Origin of the sequence: Pseudomonas oryzihabitans (assembly GCF_014522265.1) — a bacterium.
Lineage (GTDB): Bacteria > Pseudomonadota > Gammaproteobacteria > Pseudomonadales > Pseudomonadaceae > Chryseomonas > Chryseomonas aestiva.
On record NZ_CP017024.1, the window covers coordinates 3706176 to 3721398 of the forward strand.

Annotated in this window: 13 protein-coding genes; 8 read left to right on the forward strand and 5 right to left on the reverse strand. The window is 65.1% G+C overall.

Going from position 1 to position 15223, the window contains the following annotated elements:
- Positions 1-5: 5 nt before the first annotated feature.
- The 5 genes from BGI51_RS17210 to acnA form a co-directional block, all read right to left on the reverse strand.
- Positions 6-1076: an isocitrate/isopropylmalate dehydrogenase family protein gene (locus tag BGI51_RS17210; protein WP_187979115.1), complete on the reverse strand. Its 1071-nt coding sequence runs from the start codon at positions 1074-1076 to the stop codon at positions 6-8.
- Between the two features lie 225 nt (positions 1077-1301).
- Positions 1302-2222 (reverse strand): GntR family transcriptional regulator, encoded by a 921-nt coding sequence (locus BGI51_RS17215; protein ID WP_183630291.1) that lies wholly within the window; start codon positions 2220-2222, stop codon positions 1302-1304.
- A 141-nt stretch (positions 2223-2363) separates the two neighbouring features.
- Entirely contained in the window at positions 2364-3701 is a 1338-nt protein-coding gene (locus BGI51_RS17220) for a CitMHS family transporter (protein WP_187979116.1), read from the reverse strand.
- A gap of 68 nt (positions 3702-3769) precedes the next feature.
- A complete protein-coding gene (gene phbB / locus BGI51_RS17225; RefSeq protein ID WP_187979117.1) occupies positions 3770-4513 on the reverse strand; it encodes an acetoacetyl-CoA reductase in 744 nt (247 codons plus the stop codon).
- 159 nt (positions 4514-4672) lie between these two features.
- Positions 4673-7360, reverse strand: coding sequence for an aconitate hydratase AcnA (acnA, locus tag BGI51_RS17230; protein ID WP_187979118.1), 2688 nt, complete (start codon positions 7358-7360; stop codon positions 4673-4675).
- 232 nt (positions 7361-7592) lie between these two features.
- On the opposite strand from acnA, the gene BGI51_RS17235 reads away from it, so the two are divergent.
- The 8 genes from BGI51_RS17235 (at position 7593) to BGI51_RS17270 (ending at position 15098) form a co-directional block, all read left to right on the forward strand.
- Positions 7593-8276: a TerC family protein gene (locus BGI51_RS17235; RefSeq protein ID WP_187979119.1), complete on the forward strand. Its 684-nt coding sequence runs from the start codon at positions 7593-7595 to the stop codon at positions 8274-8276.
- Positions 8277-8306: 30 nt separating this feature from the next.
- Positions 8307-8780 carry a ribonuclease E activity regulator RraA gene (gene rraA / locus BGI51_RS17240; RefSeq protein ID WP_187979120.1) on the forward strand — a complete coding sequence of 158 codons (474 nt, stop codon included), beginning with the start codon at positions 8307-8309 and terminating at the stop codon, positions 8778-8780.
- Between the two features lie 57 nt (positions 8781-8837).
- Positions 8838-9503, forward strand: coding sequence for an aspartate/glutamate racemase family protein (locus BGI51_RS17245; protein ID WP_187979121.1), 666 nt, complete (start codon positions 8838-8840; stop codon positions 9501-9503).
- A 136-nt stretch (positions 9504-9639) separates the two neighbouring features.
- Entirely contained in the window at positions 9640-10647 is a 1008-nt protein-coding gene (locus BGI51_RS17250) for an ABC transporter substrate-binding protein (RefSeq protein WP_252977110.1), read from the forward strand.
- A gap of 26 nt (positions 10648-10673) precedes the next feature.
- Positions 10674-11555 (forward strand): TauD/TfdA dioxygenase family protein, encoded by an 882-nt coding sequence (locus BGI51_RS17255; protein ID WP_187979123.1) that lies wholly within the window; start codon positions 10674-10676, stop codon positions 11553-11555.
- Between the two features lie 158 nt (positions 11556-11713).
- Positions 11714-12595 (forward strand): ABC transporter ATP-binding protein, encoded by an 882-nt coding sequence (locus BGI51_RS17260; RefSeq protein WP_187979124.1) that lies wholly within the window; start codon positions 11714-11716, stop codon positions 12593-12595.
- Positions 12596-12610: 15 nt separating this feature from the next.
- Positions 12611-13477, forward strand: a complete 867-nt coding sequence (locus BGI51_RS17265; protein ID WP_158896882.1) for an ABC transporter permease — start codon at positions 12611-12613, stop codon at positions 13475-13477.
- Between the two features lie 532 nt (positions 13478-14009).
- Complete coding sequence (locus BGI51_RS17270) at positions 14010-15098, forward strand: LLM class flavin-dependent oxidoreductase (RefSeq protein ID WP_187979125.1); 1089 nt, start codon at positions 14010-14012, stop codon at positions 15096-15098.
- Positions 15099-15223 lie beyond the last annotated feature (125 nt).

Here is a 15223-nt window from a genome sequence, read left to right on the forward strand (position 1 = left end):
TGGCCTTAGCCGCGCAGGACCTGGGCCACCGCCTGGCCGAAGGCGGCGCAGCCCAGGCTGCCGCCCAGGTCGGCCGTCCGCTTGGCCGGATCTTCCAGTACCTTGTCCACCGCCTGGTCAATCGCCGCGGCCGCTTCCTGCAGCTTGGCGTTGCCGCGGTGCTCGCCCATCCAGTGCAGCATCATGCCGATGGACAGGATCATCGACACCGGGTTGGCCTTGTCCTGGCCGGCGATGTCCGGTGCCGAGCCGTGCTGGGCCTGGGCGCAGCAGTGGATGTTGCTGGCCATGATCGAGCCGGCCAGGCCCAGGCTGCCGGAGAGTTCGCTGGCCAGGTCGCTGATGATGTCGCCATAGAAATTGGTGGCCACCAGCACGTCGAAGCGCTCGGGGTTGCGCACCAGGTGCGCGGTGGAGGCGTCCACCAGCAGGTCGTCCAGCTGCACCTCGGGGAATTCCTTGGCCACGTTGCGCACGCATTCCAGGAAAAGGCCATCGGTCATGTGGAAGCTATTGGCCTTGTGGATGGCGGTGACCTTGCGGCGCCGTTTCATGGCCAGTTCAAAGGCCTGGCGGGCGATGCGCTCGCTGCAGTGGCGAGTGATCTTGCGGGTCGACAGCGCCATGTCCGGCGAGGGCATCACCTCGCCCCAGCCGCGGCTCATGTTGCGATCCGGATAGAAGCCCTCGGTGGCCTCGCGCATGATCACCAGGTCCATGCTCTTGCCTTCCTTCATGTTGGAGGCGAGGAAGGATCTGGTGCGCGCCGGGCGCACGTTGGCATAGAGATCGAGGCCGATACGAAAGCCAGCGGAGACGTTGCGACCGCCTTTCTCGGGCGCCGGGTAGTCGGCATGGGACTGGGTGCCGAGGATCACGCCATCGTAGGTCTTGGCCTTTTCCAGGGTCTCGTCGCGCAGGGTAACGCCGTGCTTCTCCAGGCTGGTGAAGCCGACGTCGTCGTAATCGAAGGTCAATCCCAGGCCGAATTTTTCGTTGGCGACATCCAGCACGGACATGGACGCCTGGATGATTTCGGGACCGATACCGTCGCAGGGCAGGACCAGAATACGCATTGTTTTCTCCTTGTAGATTCTGTGGGGAAGTCGGTCTGGTGGCTAAGTCGGCGAGGGTAGACGCCTGGCCAGAACGCTTTGTACTTTATGTCATCTAAAAACAATTCATGCAACGGCGCAGGACAAAAAAAGCGGTGCGATTCGTCGCGTGCGAACGCGGGCGCTCAGCGCCCGTGCGGAGGACGGGCGGGCAGGGGAAGTGGAGGGTTCAGGCTGGTGGGTAGATCAGGCGGGCTGCTTTGCCGCATCTTCTTCGGCGGCTTCGAGCTGGCGATCTTGGGCGGCCTTGAGCCGGCTGACCACGTCGAGATGCTGGTGCAGGAACAGCGCCGCCTCTTCACGACTGCCGCCTTCGAGCAGGTCGAGGATGTGCAGGTGTTCCTGGCTCTGGCCGATCTGCCGCGAGCGTTCGACGTTGGAGCGATAGGCCATGAAGCGGCGCAACTGATTCTGCCGGCGGATGGCTTCGAGCAGGAAGACGTTGCCCGAGCAGCGCACCAGCAATTCGTGGAAGCTGGAGCCGATCTCGAACAGCTGCGCGCGGGACAGGGTGAAGAGCTCGCCGTCCAGCAATCGTTGCTGCCACTGGCGCGCCTGGGCGAAGGCGCGCTTGTCGATGCGGTAGCCCGGCTCGCGCAGGGCGAAGGGCTCGATGGCCATGCGGAAGCGATAGCTCTGGATATGGGCTTCGCTGTCATGCAGGAAGGTATTGATCTCCCACCCCTGGCCAGGGCGGCGCTCGATCATGGCCTCGCTGGCCAGGCGATTGAGCACCTTGAGCAACTGGCCGCGGGGAATCTGGTAGCGGCGCAGCAACTCGGCCTCGAAGAAGCTGCTGCGGATATCGCCCCGCAGCATGTCGTCCACCACCCGCAGATAGAGCTCCTCGTAGGGATCGTCCTCGCTGGGCAGGGCCGCCTGCTCGATGGTGCTGGCATTACGGGTCAGGAAGAAGCCGCGATTGGGCTCCTTGCGCGCCAGGCCCAGTTCTTCGAGAAGGGCAAAACCGCGGCGCACCGGTGAGCGGGAAACGCCCAGTTCCTTGGCGAAGGCCTCTTCGCGCAACGGATCACCGGCTTTCATCGAGCGGGCACGGGCAAGATCGATGATGCGCGGGGCGAGTTGTTCGGCGAGGTCTTTTTTCATCGGGAGTCTTCTGGACGACGGGTACCGGAGCGCAGGTACGGAAGAGGCTGGCCAGCCGGGTCTGGCGGATCGCCCTGACGTTACCATAACCACGGCCATCCGGAGCGGGCGACGGCGCCGGACACACCGTCGCCGGGGCCGTCAGCGGGCCGAGTAGAGCGGGAACAGGCCGAGGGCCATGGAGACCGCCATGAGCAGAAAGCTCAGGGCGAACGCCCATTTCATGGTGTATTTCTGGTGGTCGCTGAACTCCACCCCGGCCAGGCCTACCAGCAGATAGGTAGAGGCCACCAGCGGACTGAGCAGGTGCACGGGCTGCCCGATCAGCGAAGCCCTGCCGATCTCTGCCGCACCGATGCCATAGGCCTCGGCCGCGTGGGCCAGCACCGGCAGTACGCCATAGTAGAAGGCGTCGTTGGACATGAAGAAGGTACCGGGGATGCTCAGCAGCGCGGTGATGGGCGCCAGGTAGTTGCCCCAGCTTTCCGGCAGGGCCCAGAGCAGCGAGCCGGACATCGCCTTGACCATGCCGGTCCCGGATAGGATGCCGGCGAAGATGCCGGCGGCGATGAAGATCGAGATCTGCGTCAGGGCTGCGGGTGCGTGGGCCGAAATACGCCGCCGCTGTTCGTCCATCTGCCGGTAGTTGATGGTCAGGGCGATGCAGAACGCGACCATGAACAGGATCGGCAGCGGCAGCAGTTCGATCACCAGGCAGGTCATCAGCGCCAGGGTCAGAAGGGCGTTGAACCAGAACAGCTTGGGCCGGCGCAATTCGGCGTTTTCATCGCTCAGGGTGAGCAGATCACCCATGTCTTCATCCATACCCGTGGCGCGTAGGGGATTACCGCCCGGCGCCGTCAGCAGGCCTAGGCGTCGGCGCTCCTGCAGCCCCAGCCAGAACGCCAACGCCAGTACCCCGATGAAGCTGACGATCATCGGCGGGATCAGCGGGATGAACAGCTGGCTGGTTTCCACCTGCAGTGCGGCGGCGACCCGCGCCATGGGGCCGCTCCAGGGCAGCAGGTTGGTGACACTGGCAGCGAGGATGACCACGCAGGGCAGGATCAGCGGATTCAGCCGCAAACGGCGGAACAGCGGCAGCATGGCGGTCAGGGTGATCATGTAGGTGGTGGAACCGTCGCCATCCAGGGACACCATGCCGGCCAGCAGGGTGGCGAAGAGCACCGCCTTGGCCGGATCGCCCTTGATCAGCTTGATGAAGGTGCGAATGATGGGATCGAACAGCCCGGTATCGAACATCAGGCCGAAATAGAGGATGGCGAACATCACCATGATGGCAGTGGGCGCAACCTTGCGCAGGCCATCGATCATCATCGGGCCCATCTCCGGCGCGAAGCCGCCGATGATGGCGAAGATGATGGGGATGATGGTCAAGGCCACCAAGGGCGGCAGCCGCTTGGTCATGATCAGCGCCATGAAGGTCACGATCATTCCATAGCCGAGCAGAGAGAGCATCTGTATCTCCTGATTCCAAAATACAACTTTTGTTGTGGTTGTCGTTGTGTTCGGTGGCGGAGTAGCGATCAGCTCATGTGAAGGCCGCCATTGAGGGAGAAGTCCGCGCCGGTGGCGAAGGCCGATTCGTCCGACGCCAGCCAGGAGCACATGGAGGCGATCTCTTCCGGCGTACCCAGGCGGCGCATCGGAATTTCATGAACGATGCGATCCATCTGCTCGGTCCGGGTGAGCGCCTTGAGCCGTGGCGTGGCGATGTAACCCGGCGAGACGGTATTGACCGTGACGCCGCGGGCTGCCAGCTCACGGGCCAGGGCCCGGGTGAAGCCGCGGATCGCCGACTTGGCGGTGGAATAGTTGACCTGGCCGACCTGACCGAGCTGGGCGTTGACCGACGAGATGTTGATGATCCGGCCCCAGCCGCGGGAGGTCATGCCGTCGATCACCTGCCGGGTGACGTTGAACAGCGAGTTGAGATTGGTATCGATGACGGTCTGCCAGTCACCCGGTTGCATGTCGCGGAACACCACGTTGCAGGCGGTACCGGCGTTGTTGACCAGCACATCGACGGAGCCGACCTCGTCGCGAATCTTGGCGAAGGCCGCCCGGGTGGATTCCCAGTCGGCCACGTTGCCTTCGGCGGCGATGAAGTCGAAGCCCAGCTTGCGTTGCTGTGCGAGCCAGTCGGTCTTGAGCGACGAGTCCGGGCCACAGCCGGCGATGACGGTGAAGCCATCCCGAGCCAGGCGTTGGCAGACGGCGGTTCCCAATCCGCCCATGCCGGCGGTAACGAAGGCGATGCGCTTGCTCATGTATTGCTCTCCTGTTGTCGTTCTTGTCGGGCGTGAGCCATGTAAGGCACGGTAAGACGAATCCAATTGTCTTGTAAATACACAAAATACAATTTAGGGATGAATGACCGGTCCAAGGTGGCTGTAGGGTTAGGGCCTCGGTGTACCGAGGCCCCTGGTTCAACTCCCTTGTTCGCCGAGGCTCTTGCGGATCACATAGGGCAGGATGCCGCCCTGACACAGGTAGAGCAGCTCCTGGCTGGAATCCAGCGGCAGTTCGAGGGCCACGCTGTCACTCCGGCCGTCCGGACGGATGATCTGCAGCGTGATGGAATTGATCCCTACCCGCAGTTCATCCAGGCCAGCGAAGTCCAGGCGCTCGTCGCCGGTCAGACACAGGCTCTCGGCGGTTTGCCCGGCCGGGAAGCGCACTGGAAAGATGCCCATGCCGATCAGGTTGCTGCGGTGGATCCGCTCGAAGCTCTGCGCCACCACCAGCCTGACGCCCAGGGTGGCCTGGGCCTTGGCCGCCCAGTCGCGACTGGAGCCGGCGCCATAGTTGATGCCGGCGAACACCACCAGCGGCGTGCCTTGGCGGACCCAGCTGAGGGCGGCGTCGTATACCGGCAATACCTCGCCGTCGGCTGCTCGCGCCCAGCCGCCCTGGCCCGGATGCGCCGGCAGCAGGCGATTCTTCACCGCGCGGTTGACGAAGGCACCGCGCATCATCACCTCGTGATTGCTGCGCCGGGTCGAGTATTGATTGAGGTCTTCCGGCGCCTCGCCATGGTCCACCAGCCAGCGACCGGCCGGGCTCTCCAGGGGAATGGCACTGGCGGGCGAGATGTGGTCGGTGGTGATGTTGTCGCCCAGCACCATCAGCGCCCGGGCGTCGCGCACGGCCAGCGACGCCGGCGGCTCCGGGGTTATGCCCTGCAGATAGATCGGACGGCGCAGATAGGTCGAGCTTGGCGACCAGGGAAAGCGCACGCTGCCCTCGGCCGACAACGCCTGCCAATGGTGGCTGCCGTCCCAGAGGGTGGCGTTGCGCTGGCGGAACAGTTCGGGCCGCACCGTTGCGCGAACCAGGGCCTGGACTTCGTCATCGTCCGGCATCAGGTCGCGCAGGTAGACCGGCTGCCCGGTTTGGTCCAGGCCCAGCGCGGCCTGTTCGAGATCGACGTCGATGCTGCCGGCGAGGGCATAGGCGACCACCAGAGCCGGCGAGGCCAGGTAGCCGAACTGCGCCTTGGGATTGACCCGGCCTTCGAAATTGCGATTGCCCGAAAGTACCACCACCGTCTTCAGGCCCTGGTCGGCGAAGGCCTCTACATGGGCTTCGAAGGTGCCCGAGTTGCCGATGCAGGTCATGCAGCCGAAGCCGGCCAGCTCGAAGCCGAGCGCGGCGAAGTCGCTCAGCAGATCGGCTTCACCCAGATAATCGGCCACCACCCGGGAGCCGGGTGAGAGCGAGGTCTTCACCCAGGGCTTGCGGGTCAGGCCGCGCATCCGTGCTCGTCGCGCCAGCAGCCCGGCCTGGATCATCTGGCTCGGATTGGCAGTGTTGGTGCAACTGGTGATGGCGGCGATGGAGATGGCGCCGTGGGTCAATGGCTGGCCAAAACTCGGCTCGAAGTAATCCGCTGCGGCTTGGCTGGAGCGGGCGATCAGTGCCGCAGCCGGTTCGGCGCGGAGCTCGGCGCGAAAGGAGTTGGCGGCTTCAGCCAGTGGCTGCCACTGGTGCGGCTGGTGCGGGCCAGCCACGCTGGGCTCTATGCTGGCGAGGTCCAGATGAATGACCTCGGTGAAAACCGGTTCGGGATCTCCGTCGTGGCGCCATAACGTTTGGGCCTCCAGGTAGGCGGCTACCCGCTCGCGCAGCTCGGGGCTGCGGCCGGTGAGCGCCAGATATTCCATGGTGACGGCATCGAACGGAAAGAACACCACGGTCGCGCCGTATTCCGGCGCCATGTTGGCCAGGGTGCCGCGGGCGGCCCAGCTCAGGCCCGACAGCCCCGGCCCGCAGAATTCGACGAACTTGCCCACCACGCCGCGCTGACGCAGCAACTGGGTGACTTTCAAGGAAAGGTCGGTGGCAGTCACTCCCGGACGCAGCGCGTTGGTCACGCGGATACCGATGACCTCGGGAAAGCTGATCGGTACCGGTTCGCCCAGCATGGCCGCCTGGCCTTCCAGACCGCCGACGCCCCAACCCAGGATGCCGATGGCATTGATCATCGGTGTATGGCTGTCGGTGGCGACCATGCCATCCGGGTGCAGCAGCGGCTGGCCGTCACTGGTCTCGCTCTCCCAGACCACGGTGCCCAAGGACTCCATGTTGACCTGGTGGATGATGCCGGTGCCTGGTGGCACCACCTTGAAGTTGTCCAGGCTCTTCTGTGCCCACTTGATGAACTGGTAGCGCTCGGTGTTGCGGCGATAGTCGATGTCCAGATTGGCTTCCACCGCACCTGGCTCGGCGAAGCGCTCGACGATCACCGAGTGATCGATGGTCAGCACCGCCGGGATGCGCGGATTCATCCGGCTCGGATCGCCGCCCAGTTCGGCCACCATGTCGCGCATGCCGGCGAAGTCGGCCAGGGCGGGCAGGCAGGTGGTGTCATGGAACATCAGGCGGTTGGGCAGGAAGGGCGCCTCGCATGGCGGGCCTTCACCGCGGGCCCGGGCCAGCACCGGCGGTAGCGCCTCGGGAAAGCAGCGGGCGACGTTTTCCACCAGCAGGCGCAGGGAATAGGGCAGGCGGGCCAGGGCGTCGGCGTCGAACAGGCGCTTGAGATCGGCATAGGCGTACTGCCGGTCACCGAGGGTGAGCTGGCCGGTATAGGCGGAATCCAGGGCAAACTTCATGGGCTATCCGGTCCAATTGCGAGAAGGTAGAGAGGTAGGGGAATGCTAGGAGAGCCGGCATCACCCAGAAATTGGTATCTGGCCAACGCAGCGTTCTCGGTCCGCGAACGCTGGATTTCAGGCTTGGCAAATATTGTTCTGTATTGATATAAAAGACAATATTAATGACCTGAAATCATTGCGGGCCGCTGCTGCCCAAGGGACGTCAGCCCCCAAATAGACGAGGTCCACCTTGCTTACCGCCCTGTCCGATCCGGTCTTCCTGACCAGTCTGCTCCAGATCGTCATCATCGATATCCTGCTTGGCGGCGATAACGCCGTGGTCATCGCCCTGGCCTGTCGGCGCCTGCCGGACGCGCAACGTCGCAAGGCCATCCTGGGTGGCGTGGCCGGGGCCGTCATCCTGCGCATCCTGCTGCTGTTCGTCGCCAGCTACGTGCTGGGCTGGCCGCTGCTCAAGGTGGTGGGCGGCGTGCTGCTGCTGTGGATCGGCATCAAGCTGCTGGTGCCCGAAGACGACGAGGCCGACGTCAAGGCCGGTACCACCCTGGGCCAGGCGATCTGGATCATCATGGTGGCCGATGTGGTGATGAGTCTGGATAACGTCATCGCCGTGGCCGGCGCGGCTCAAGGCCATCTGGGCCTGGCCGTCACCGGGGTGCTCATCAGCATCCCCATCATCATCTTCGGCAGCCAGCTCATCCTGAAGCTCATGGAAAGGTTTCGCTGGCTGGTGGTGGCCGGCGCGGCACTGCTCGGCTGGATCGCCGGCAAGCTGATTGCCAGCGATGAACTCCTGCAGGGGTGGCTCGGTACCGGTGACATGCACTGGGTCCCCTATGCCGCCGGCGTCCTCGGCGTCTTCATCGTGGTCGTGACCGGCCAGTTGCTGGCACGGCGAACGGTAACGGCCTGACCGATCTTTCGACCATCAAGGAGCACCACCATGACCTTCAAGACCACCGACCTCTGCGACGCGCATGGTGACCAGGCGCGGGTCCTGCAGCCGATCTTCCAGGACCTGGGCGGCCGCACCGATTTCGCCGGACCGGCGCTGACGGTCAGGTGCTTCGAGGACAACTCGCGTATCAAGGAACTCAGCCAGCAGCCGGGCGAGGGGCGCGTGCTGGTGGTCGATGGCGGTGGCAGCGACCGCTGCGCGCTGCTCGGCGACATCATTGCCGAGGACCTGGTGAAGAACGGCTGGGCCGGTGCGCTCATCTATGGTCAGGTTCGCGACAAGGCGGTGCTGACCGGGTTGCCGTTGGCCATCAAGGCGCTGGGCGTCTCGCCGCGCAAGTCGGTCAAGCGTAACGAAGGCCAGGTCGGCGAGCCGGTGACCTTCGCCGGGCAGACGATCCGCAGCGGCGATCAGCTCTACGCCGACGCCGACGGCGTGATCATCCTCGACGTCCGCTAGGCGCTTCCGCCAGCTACCCGTCGCCGTTCAGGCGGCCCTTCCTGGAGCGCTATCACCATGACCGCCGCCAAACGCATCTTTCTGATTCACGCCACCCGCATCGCCATCGAGCCCATCAACGCGGCCTTCGCCCAGGATTGGCCCCAGGCGCTGCGCTTCGATCTCTGGGACGATTCGCTGTCGAAAGACGCCAGCGCCGCTGGCGGCAGTACGCCAGCGCTGGACCAGCGCATTCAGGACCTGGCCGAGCATGCCTTTCGCGCCCAGGCCGACGCCGTGCTCTTTACCTGCTCGGCCTTTTCCAGCGCCATCGAAGCCTGCCAGCGCCGCTATCAGCGACCGATCCTCAAGCCCAACGAGGCCATGGTGCAGGAGGCCCTGGCCAGGGGCGGTCGCATCGCCGCCCTGACCACCTTCGGCCCGGCGGGCGCGGCCATCGTCAGCGACTTCGAGGTCGAAGCAAGCCGCCGCGGCCAGACGGTAGATATCTCACCAATCCTTTGCGAAGGCGCGCTGGAAGCCCTGCATGCGGGAGACCAGGCCCGCCACGACGCCCTTATCGCGGCGGCTGCAGAGCGGCTACGCGGCGACTATGACGTGCTCTGTTTCGCACAGTTTTCCATGACCGCCGCGCAATCGGCCAGCGAAGCCGCCTGGGGCGGCTCGGTGCTTACTACGCCGGCCAGCGCCGTGCGGCGCCTGCGACAGCTGCTTGAAGGCTAGGACCTTTCCAGCGGTCGAATTCACCCGGTCCTGCATCTCCGTGCATATGGTTAGTCAAATTCCGTCTTTACCAAAAGTTATAACAGCTCATTAGCCTATAACGCTTTCGGGTAGCCAGTCGGCACGGAGCGGGATGATGAGCAGGGTAGGGAAGGGATTGGCGGTTATCGCCGCGGTGGTGGGTGCCCTGGGTTTCGCGGGCAATGCCGCCGCCGAGGGCAGGATCAGCATCGCCCAGCAATTCGGCATCGGCTATCTGATCCTCGACGTGGTACGCGATCAGCAGCTGATCGAAAAGCACGGCAAGGCCGCCGGGCTGGACATCCAGGTGGACTGGAACAGCATCTCCGGCGCCACCGCCATGAACGAGGCGCTGCTGGCCGGCGCGCTGGACGTGGTCTCCGCCGGGGTACCGCCGATGCTGACCGTCTGGGATCGCACCCGCGGCCGGCAGAACGTCAAGGCCATCGCCGCCCTGGGCGCCATGCCCAACTACCTGTTGAGCAATCGCGCCGAGGTCAGGTCGATCAGCGACCTGACCGACCAGGACCGCATCGCCGTGCCGGCGGCGGGCGTGGGCTTCCAGTCGCGCACCCTGCAGATCGAGACGGCCAAGGTCTTCGGCGACGCCCAGTTCAAGAAATTCGACGCCATCAGCGTGAGTCTGCCGCACCCCGATGCCAGCGCCGCCCTGATGGCGGGCGGCGCGGAGATCACCACCCATTTCTCCAGCCCGCCGTTCCAGTACCAGGCGCTGGAGAATCCCCGAGTCCATCGCATCCTCAGCAGCTACGACGTCCTCGGCGGACCGGGCACCTTCAACGTGCTCTACACCACCGAGAAATTCCACGACGAGAATCCCAAGACTTATCGCGCCTTCTATGACGCCCTGGTGGAGGCCGCCGCCTTCATCCGCGCCAACAAGGCCGCGGCCGCCGAGGCCTATATCCGCGTCGAGCATTCCAAGCTGCCGCTGGCCCTGGTGCAGCGCATCGTCGAGGACCCGGAGATCGATTTCACCGTCGAGCCCCAGCGCACCTTCGTCTACGCCCAGAAGCTGCATGAGCTGGGCGTGCTGAAACACCAGGCTGCCGCCTGGCAGGACTACTTCTTCCCCGAAGCCCACGAGCGTCCCGGCAGCTGAGCTGGACCACCAAGGAGAACACTCCCATGACCCTCGCATCCCCCCGTCCGGCCGCCGGCGAGACTTTCGAGATCCGTCCCTTCGGCAACCTGGGGGCCGAGATCCTCGGCATCGATCTGGCCCAGCCGCTCAATGCCGAAGACTTCGCCCGTGTCCATCGCGCCCACCTGGACCACCATGTGGTGGTGTTCCGCGACCAGCGCATCACCCCCGCGGAGCAGATTGCCTTCAGCCGCCGCTTCGGCGAATTGCAGATCCATGTCCTCAAGCAATTCCACCTGGCCGGCCACCCGGAGATCCTCATAGTCTCCAACATCGTCGAGGACGGCCAGCCGATCGGCCTGGGCGATGCCGGCAAGTTCTGGCACTCGGACCTCTCCTACAAGGAGCTGCCGAGCCTGGGGTCCATGCTGCATGCCCAGGAGTTGCCGGAGGAGGGCGGCGATACCCTCTTCGCCAACATGCACCTGGCCTACGACACCCTGCCGGCGGCGCTGAAGCGCCAGGTAGAAGGTCTCCAGGCCGAGCATTCCTACACCGCCACCTACGCCAAACCCAAGTTCGAGGGTAACTGGCGGCCGACCCTGACCGCCGCGCAACTGGCCGAGGTCAAGGCGGTGGTGCATCCGGTGGTGCGCACCCATCCGGAAAACGGCCGCAAGGCGCTGTTCGTCAGCGAGGGCTTCACCACCCACATCGTCGGCCTGCCGGAAGACGAGAGTCGCGAGCTGCTGGCCGAGCTGCATGCCCACAGCGTCAAGCCCGAGCACCTCTATCGCCACCAATGGCAACCCCACGACCTGGTGTTCTGGGACAACCGCTCGCTGCTGCACCTGGCGGCCGGCTGCCCCAATTATCTGCGGCGCAAGCTGTATCGCACGACCATCCAGGGCGATGCACCTTTTTGAAAGCTTGCTCAAAGTCTGCTGCGCGTCGGCCAAACCGCGTTGAAAAGCCCGTCGGAATGCTCATTTACCACCCGTAAATTCCGCTTCCTCCGGTCTTTTCGCCTCGTTTGGCTCTAGCTCGCAAAACTTTGAGCAACCTTTAAATACCGGAGACGACCATGAATGCCCCTCTCGCTTCCCGTCCGCACCTGACCCTGGCGCAGACCCAGCCGCTGCTGCAGGTGCAGGATCTCGACCTCGAATACCACACCCGCGAGCGCCGGGTGCGGGCTACCCACCAGGTGTCCTTCGAGGTGCATGGCGCCGACCGTTTCGTGCTGCTCGGGCCGTCCGGCTGCGGCAAGTCGAGTCTGCTCAGGTCGGTGGCGGGTTTTCTGCCGCCGCTGCACGGCGAGATCCGCCTGGATGGCCAGCCGATCAGGGGCCCTGGACCGGATCGCATCGTGGTGTTCCAGGAATTCGACCAGCTGCCGCCGTGGAAGACGGTGCTGGAGAACACCATGTTCCCCCTGCTCGCCAGTCGCCAGGCCAGCCGTGGCGAGGCGCGCGAGCGGGCGCTGCATTACCTCGACAAGGTCGGCCTGGCGCGCTTCGTCGATGCCTATCCGCATCATCTCTCCGGCGGCATGAAGCAGCGGGTGGCCATCGCCCGCGCCCTGGCCATGCAGCCCAAGATCCTGCTGATGGACGAACCCTTCGCTGCGCTGGATGCCCTGACCCGGCGCAAGATGCAGGAAGAATTGCTGGCGCTCTGGGACGAGGTGCGCTTCACCCTGCTGTTCGTCACCCACTCCATCGAAGAGGCGCTGGTGGTGGGCAATCGCATCCTGCTGCTGTCGCCCCATCCGGGCCGGGTCCGCGCGGAACTCAACTGCCACCAGTTCGGCCTCGAAGACTTCGGCGGCGCCGAATTCCAGAGTACCGCGCTGCGCATCCACAACCTGCTGTTCCCCGACGACGTTCAGACCCTGCCACCGGAGGTCGCCGACGAGCGCCTGCGCCTGCAGCAGGCCATCGTCCAGGGGCGCATTTCCTACTAGTTTCGAGGTAGACCCATGACTCGACAGCCCCCGGTGCGGGCCGAATACCAACGCGACCTCGCGCCCCTCGACGACTTGCCGCTGGCGGTCGAACTGCCCCTGGTGACGCGCCTGTGGAGCCAGGCCTGGCTACGCAAGCTGGTGATTCTGGCGATCCTGATGCTGGCCTGGGAAGTGGCCGCCCGCTGGCAGGGCAACGACCTGCTGCTACCCAGCTTCCTGCAGACCGCCGCGGCCTTCTGGGATGGGCTGGTGACCGGCGAATTACCGGCCAAGGTCGCCATTTCCCTCGGCACCCTGCTCAAGGGCTATCTGCTGGGCGTGGTCCTGGCCCTGGCGTTGAGCGCCCTGGCCGTGTCCACCCAGTTCGGTCGCGACCTGCTCGGCACCCTGACCTCTATGTTCAACCCGCTGCCGGCCATCGCCCTGCTGCCCCTGGCGTTGCTCTGGTTCGGCCTCGGCGAGAACAGCCTGGTGTTCGTGCTGGTGCATTCGGTGCTCTGGCCCATGGCGCTCAACACCTACTCGGGCTTTCTCGGCGTTTCCGACACCCTGCGCATGGCGGGGCGCAACTACGGCCTCAAGGGGCTGAGGTACGTCGGGCTGATCCTCATCCCGGCGGCGCTGCCGGCCATCGTCTCGGGCCTGAAGATCGGCTGGGCTTTCGCCTGGCGCACCCTGATCGCCGCCGAGTTGGTATTCGGTGCCTCCAGCGGCAAGGGCGGCCTGGGCTGGTACATCTTCCAGAATCGCAACGAGCTCTACACCGACCGCGTCTTCGCCGGCCTCGCCGCGGTGATCATCATCGGCCTGCTGGTGGAAGGCCTGGTGTTCGCCACCCTGGAACGGCTGACGGTGAAGAAGTGGGGCATGCAGCGGTAGGGTCTTCCCCGGCCTGTTGGGCTTCGCTGCGCTCAACCCAACCTACGGGATAGCACCGTAGGTTGGGTTGAGACGGCTCCACCGTTGAAGGGCAACAGACCACCGGGTCTGCCGCGGTAGGAACGCCTCTCAAAGCTCGCTCGGACCGCCCTTTTTCCTTCTGGGAGAGGGCTGGGGTGAGGGCACCCTTCGCAGCGAAGTCCTCCAGTGGAAAAGGCTGCGCCGTTTTCCACACTACGGCGGCTGATCGCGGCCGTGGGCCGCTCCTACAGTAGCCGGATATCCCGTAGGAGCGGCCCATGGCCGCGATCAGCACAATGCTGAAGTCTCGTAGGAACGGCCACGTGCCGGACCGCCAAGACCGCGATAGAAAATCTAGTACTCCATGTCTTTAAATGCGCCTTATAAATAAATCTCGCATTAGGATATGCGCATAAGGAATTTCCTTCTTATGCCTTGCCTGCCTAAGGTGAACCCCAGCCAACGCCTTCCCGGAAGGCGTCCCCTTTACCTCGGCACGGGATTCACCACCATGAGCGTTCAGTTCCTCGGCATGATCGGCCATCGCCTCACCTCGGAGATCATCGCCCCCTCCGGTCCCATCTTCGACAAGGGCTATGTCACCCGCTTCGCCCAGGCCCACGAGCAGGCCGGCTTCGATCGCATCCTGGTGGGCTACTGGTCCGATCAACCCGATGGCTTCCTGGTCACTGCCCTGGCCGGGCAGGCGACGCAGACGCTCAAGTTCCTGCTGGCCCATCGGCCCGGGTTCGTCGCCCCGACCCTGGCGGCGCGCAAGCTGGCGACCCTCGACCATCTGCTCGACGGCCGCCTGGCGGTGCACATCATCAGCGGCGGCAGCGACGGAGAGCAGCGCAAGGATGGTGACTGGCTCGACCACGACCAGCGCTATGCCCGTACCGAGGAATTCCTCGACGTGGTGCGCCAGGAGTGGACCGCTACCCAACCCTTCGACCACGAGGGCGAGCACTACCGAGTGGCGAATGGCTTCTCCGCCATCAAGCCGTTGCAGCAGCCGAGCCTGCCGGTCTACTTCGGGGGCTCGTCGCCCGCCGCGCTGCGGGTGGCCGGCAAGCATGCCGACGTCTTCGCGCTGTGGGGCGAATCCCTGGCCCAGACCCGCGAGACCATCGCCGCGGTCCGTGCCGAAGCCGCCCGCCACGGTCGCACGCCCAGGTTCAACGTCTCCTTCCGGGTGATCCTCGGCGATACCGAAGACGACGCCTGGGCCAAGGCCGAGGTCATCCGCCAGCAGGCCAAGGCACGCCTGGCGGCCGACGGCGCCGTGCATCCGGCCAAGCCGGAAGCGGTCGGGGCCCAGCGTCTGCGCGACACCGTGGCCCTGGGCGACCGCGTGGATCGCCGCCTCTGGACCGGCATCGCCGCCCTGGTGGGCGGCGGGCACAACTCCACCGCTTTGGTGGGCACCGCCGAGCAGGTCGCCGATGCCCTGTTGGATTACTACGACCTGGGCGTCGACAGCTTCCTGATCCGCGGCTTCGATCCGCTCAACGACGCCGTCGAATACGGTCGCGAGCTGATCCCCCTGACGCGTGAGAAGGTCGCCGCGCGCCTGGCCGGCGCCCGTCGCACCGGCTGAAGCCTGCTGACCCACCCACCGCGCGACCGTACCCACGGAGCGCTCCCGAGCCCTTCGAGGAGACGCCTTCGTGATCAAGGGATTGCTACTCGCCGCCGGCCTGCTGGCCGGTACCTCCGCCAACC

What these genes read in the sequence shown, in the direction of transcription:
- BGI51_RS17210 (WP_187979115.1), bottom strand. Translation starts at nt 1,076, where the DNA reads ATGCGTATTCTGGTCCTGCCCTGCGACGGTATCGGTCCCGAAATCATC.
- BGI51_RS17215 (WP_183630291.1), bottom strand. Translation starts at nt 2,222, where the DNA reads ATGAAAAAAGACCTCGCCGAACAACTCGCCCCGCGCATCATCGATCTT.
- BGI51_RS17220 (WP_187979116.1), bottom strand. Translation starts at nt 3,701, where the DNA reads ATGCTCTCTCTGCTCGGCTATGGAATGATCGTGACCTTCATGGCGCTG.
- phbB (WP_187979117.1), bottom strand. Translation starts at nt 4,513, where the DNA reads ATGAGCAAGCGCATCGCCTTCGTTACCGCCGGCATGGGCGGATTGGGA.
- acnA (WP_187979118.1), bottom strand. Translation starts at nt 7,360, where the DNA reads ATGAAGTTTGCCCTGGATTCCGCCTATACCGGCCAGCTCACCCTCGGT.
- rraA (WP_187979120.1), top strand. Translation starts at nt 8,307, where the DNA reads ATGACCTTCAAGACCACCGACCTCTGCGACGCGCATGGTGACCAGGCG.
- BGI51_RS17245 (WP_187979121.1), top strand. Translation starts at nt 8,838, where the DNA reads ATGACCGCCGCCAAACGCATCTTTCTGATTCACGCCACCCGCATCGCC.
- BGI51_RS17250 (WP_252977110.1), top strand. Translation starts at nt 9,640, where the DNA reads ATGAGCAGGGTAGGGAAGGGATTGGCGGTTATCGCCGCGGTGGTGGGT.
- BGI51_RS17255 (WP_187979123.1), top strand. Translation starts at nt 10,674, where the DNA reads ATGACCCTCGCATCCCCCCGTCCGGCCGCCGGCGAGACTTTCGAGATC.
- BGI51_RS17260 (WP_187979124.1), top strand. Translation starts at nt 11,714, where the DNA reads ATGAATGCCCCTCTCGCTTCCCGTCCGCACCTGACCCTGGCGCAGACC.
- BGI51_RS17265 (WP_158896882.1), top strand. Translation starts at nt 12,611, where the DNA reads ATGACTCGACAGCCCCCGGTGCGGGCCGAATACCAACGCGACCTCGCG.
- BGI51_RS17270 (WP_187979125.1), top strand. Translation starts at nt 14,010, where the DNA reads ATGAGCGTTCAGTTCCTCGGCATGATCGGCCATCGCCTCACCTCGGAG.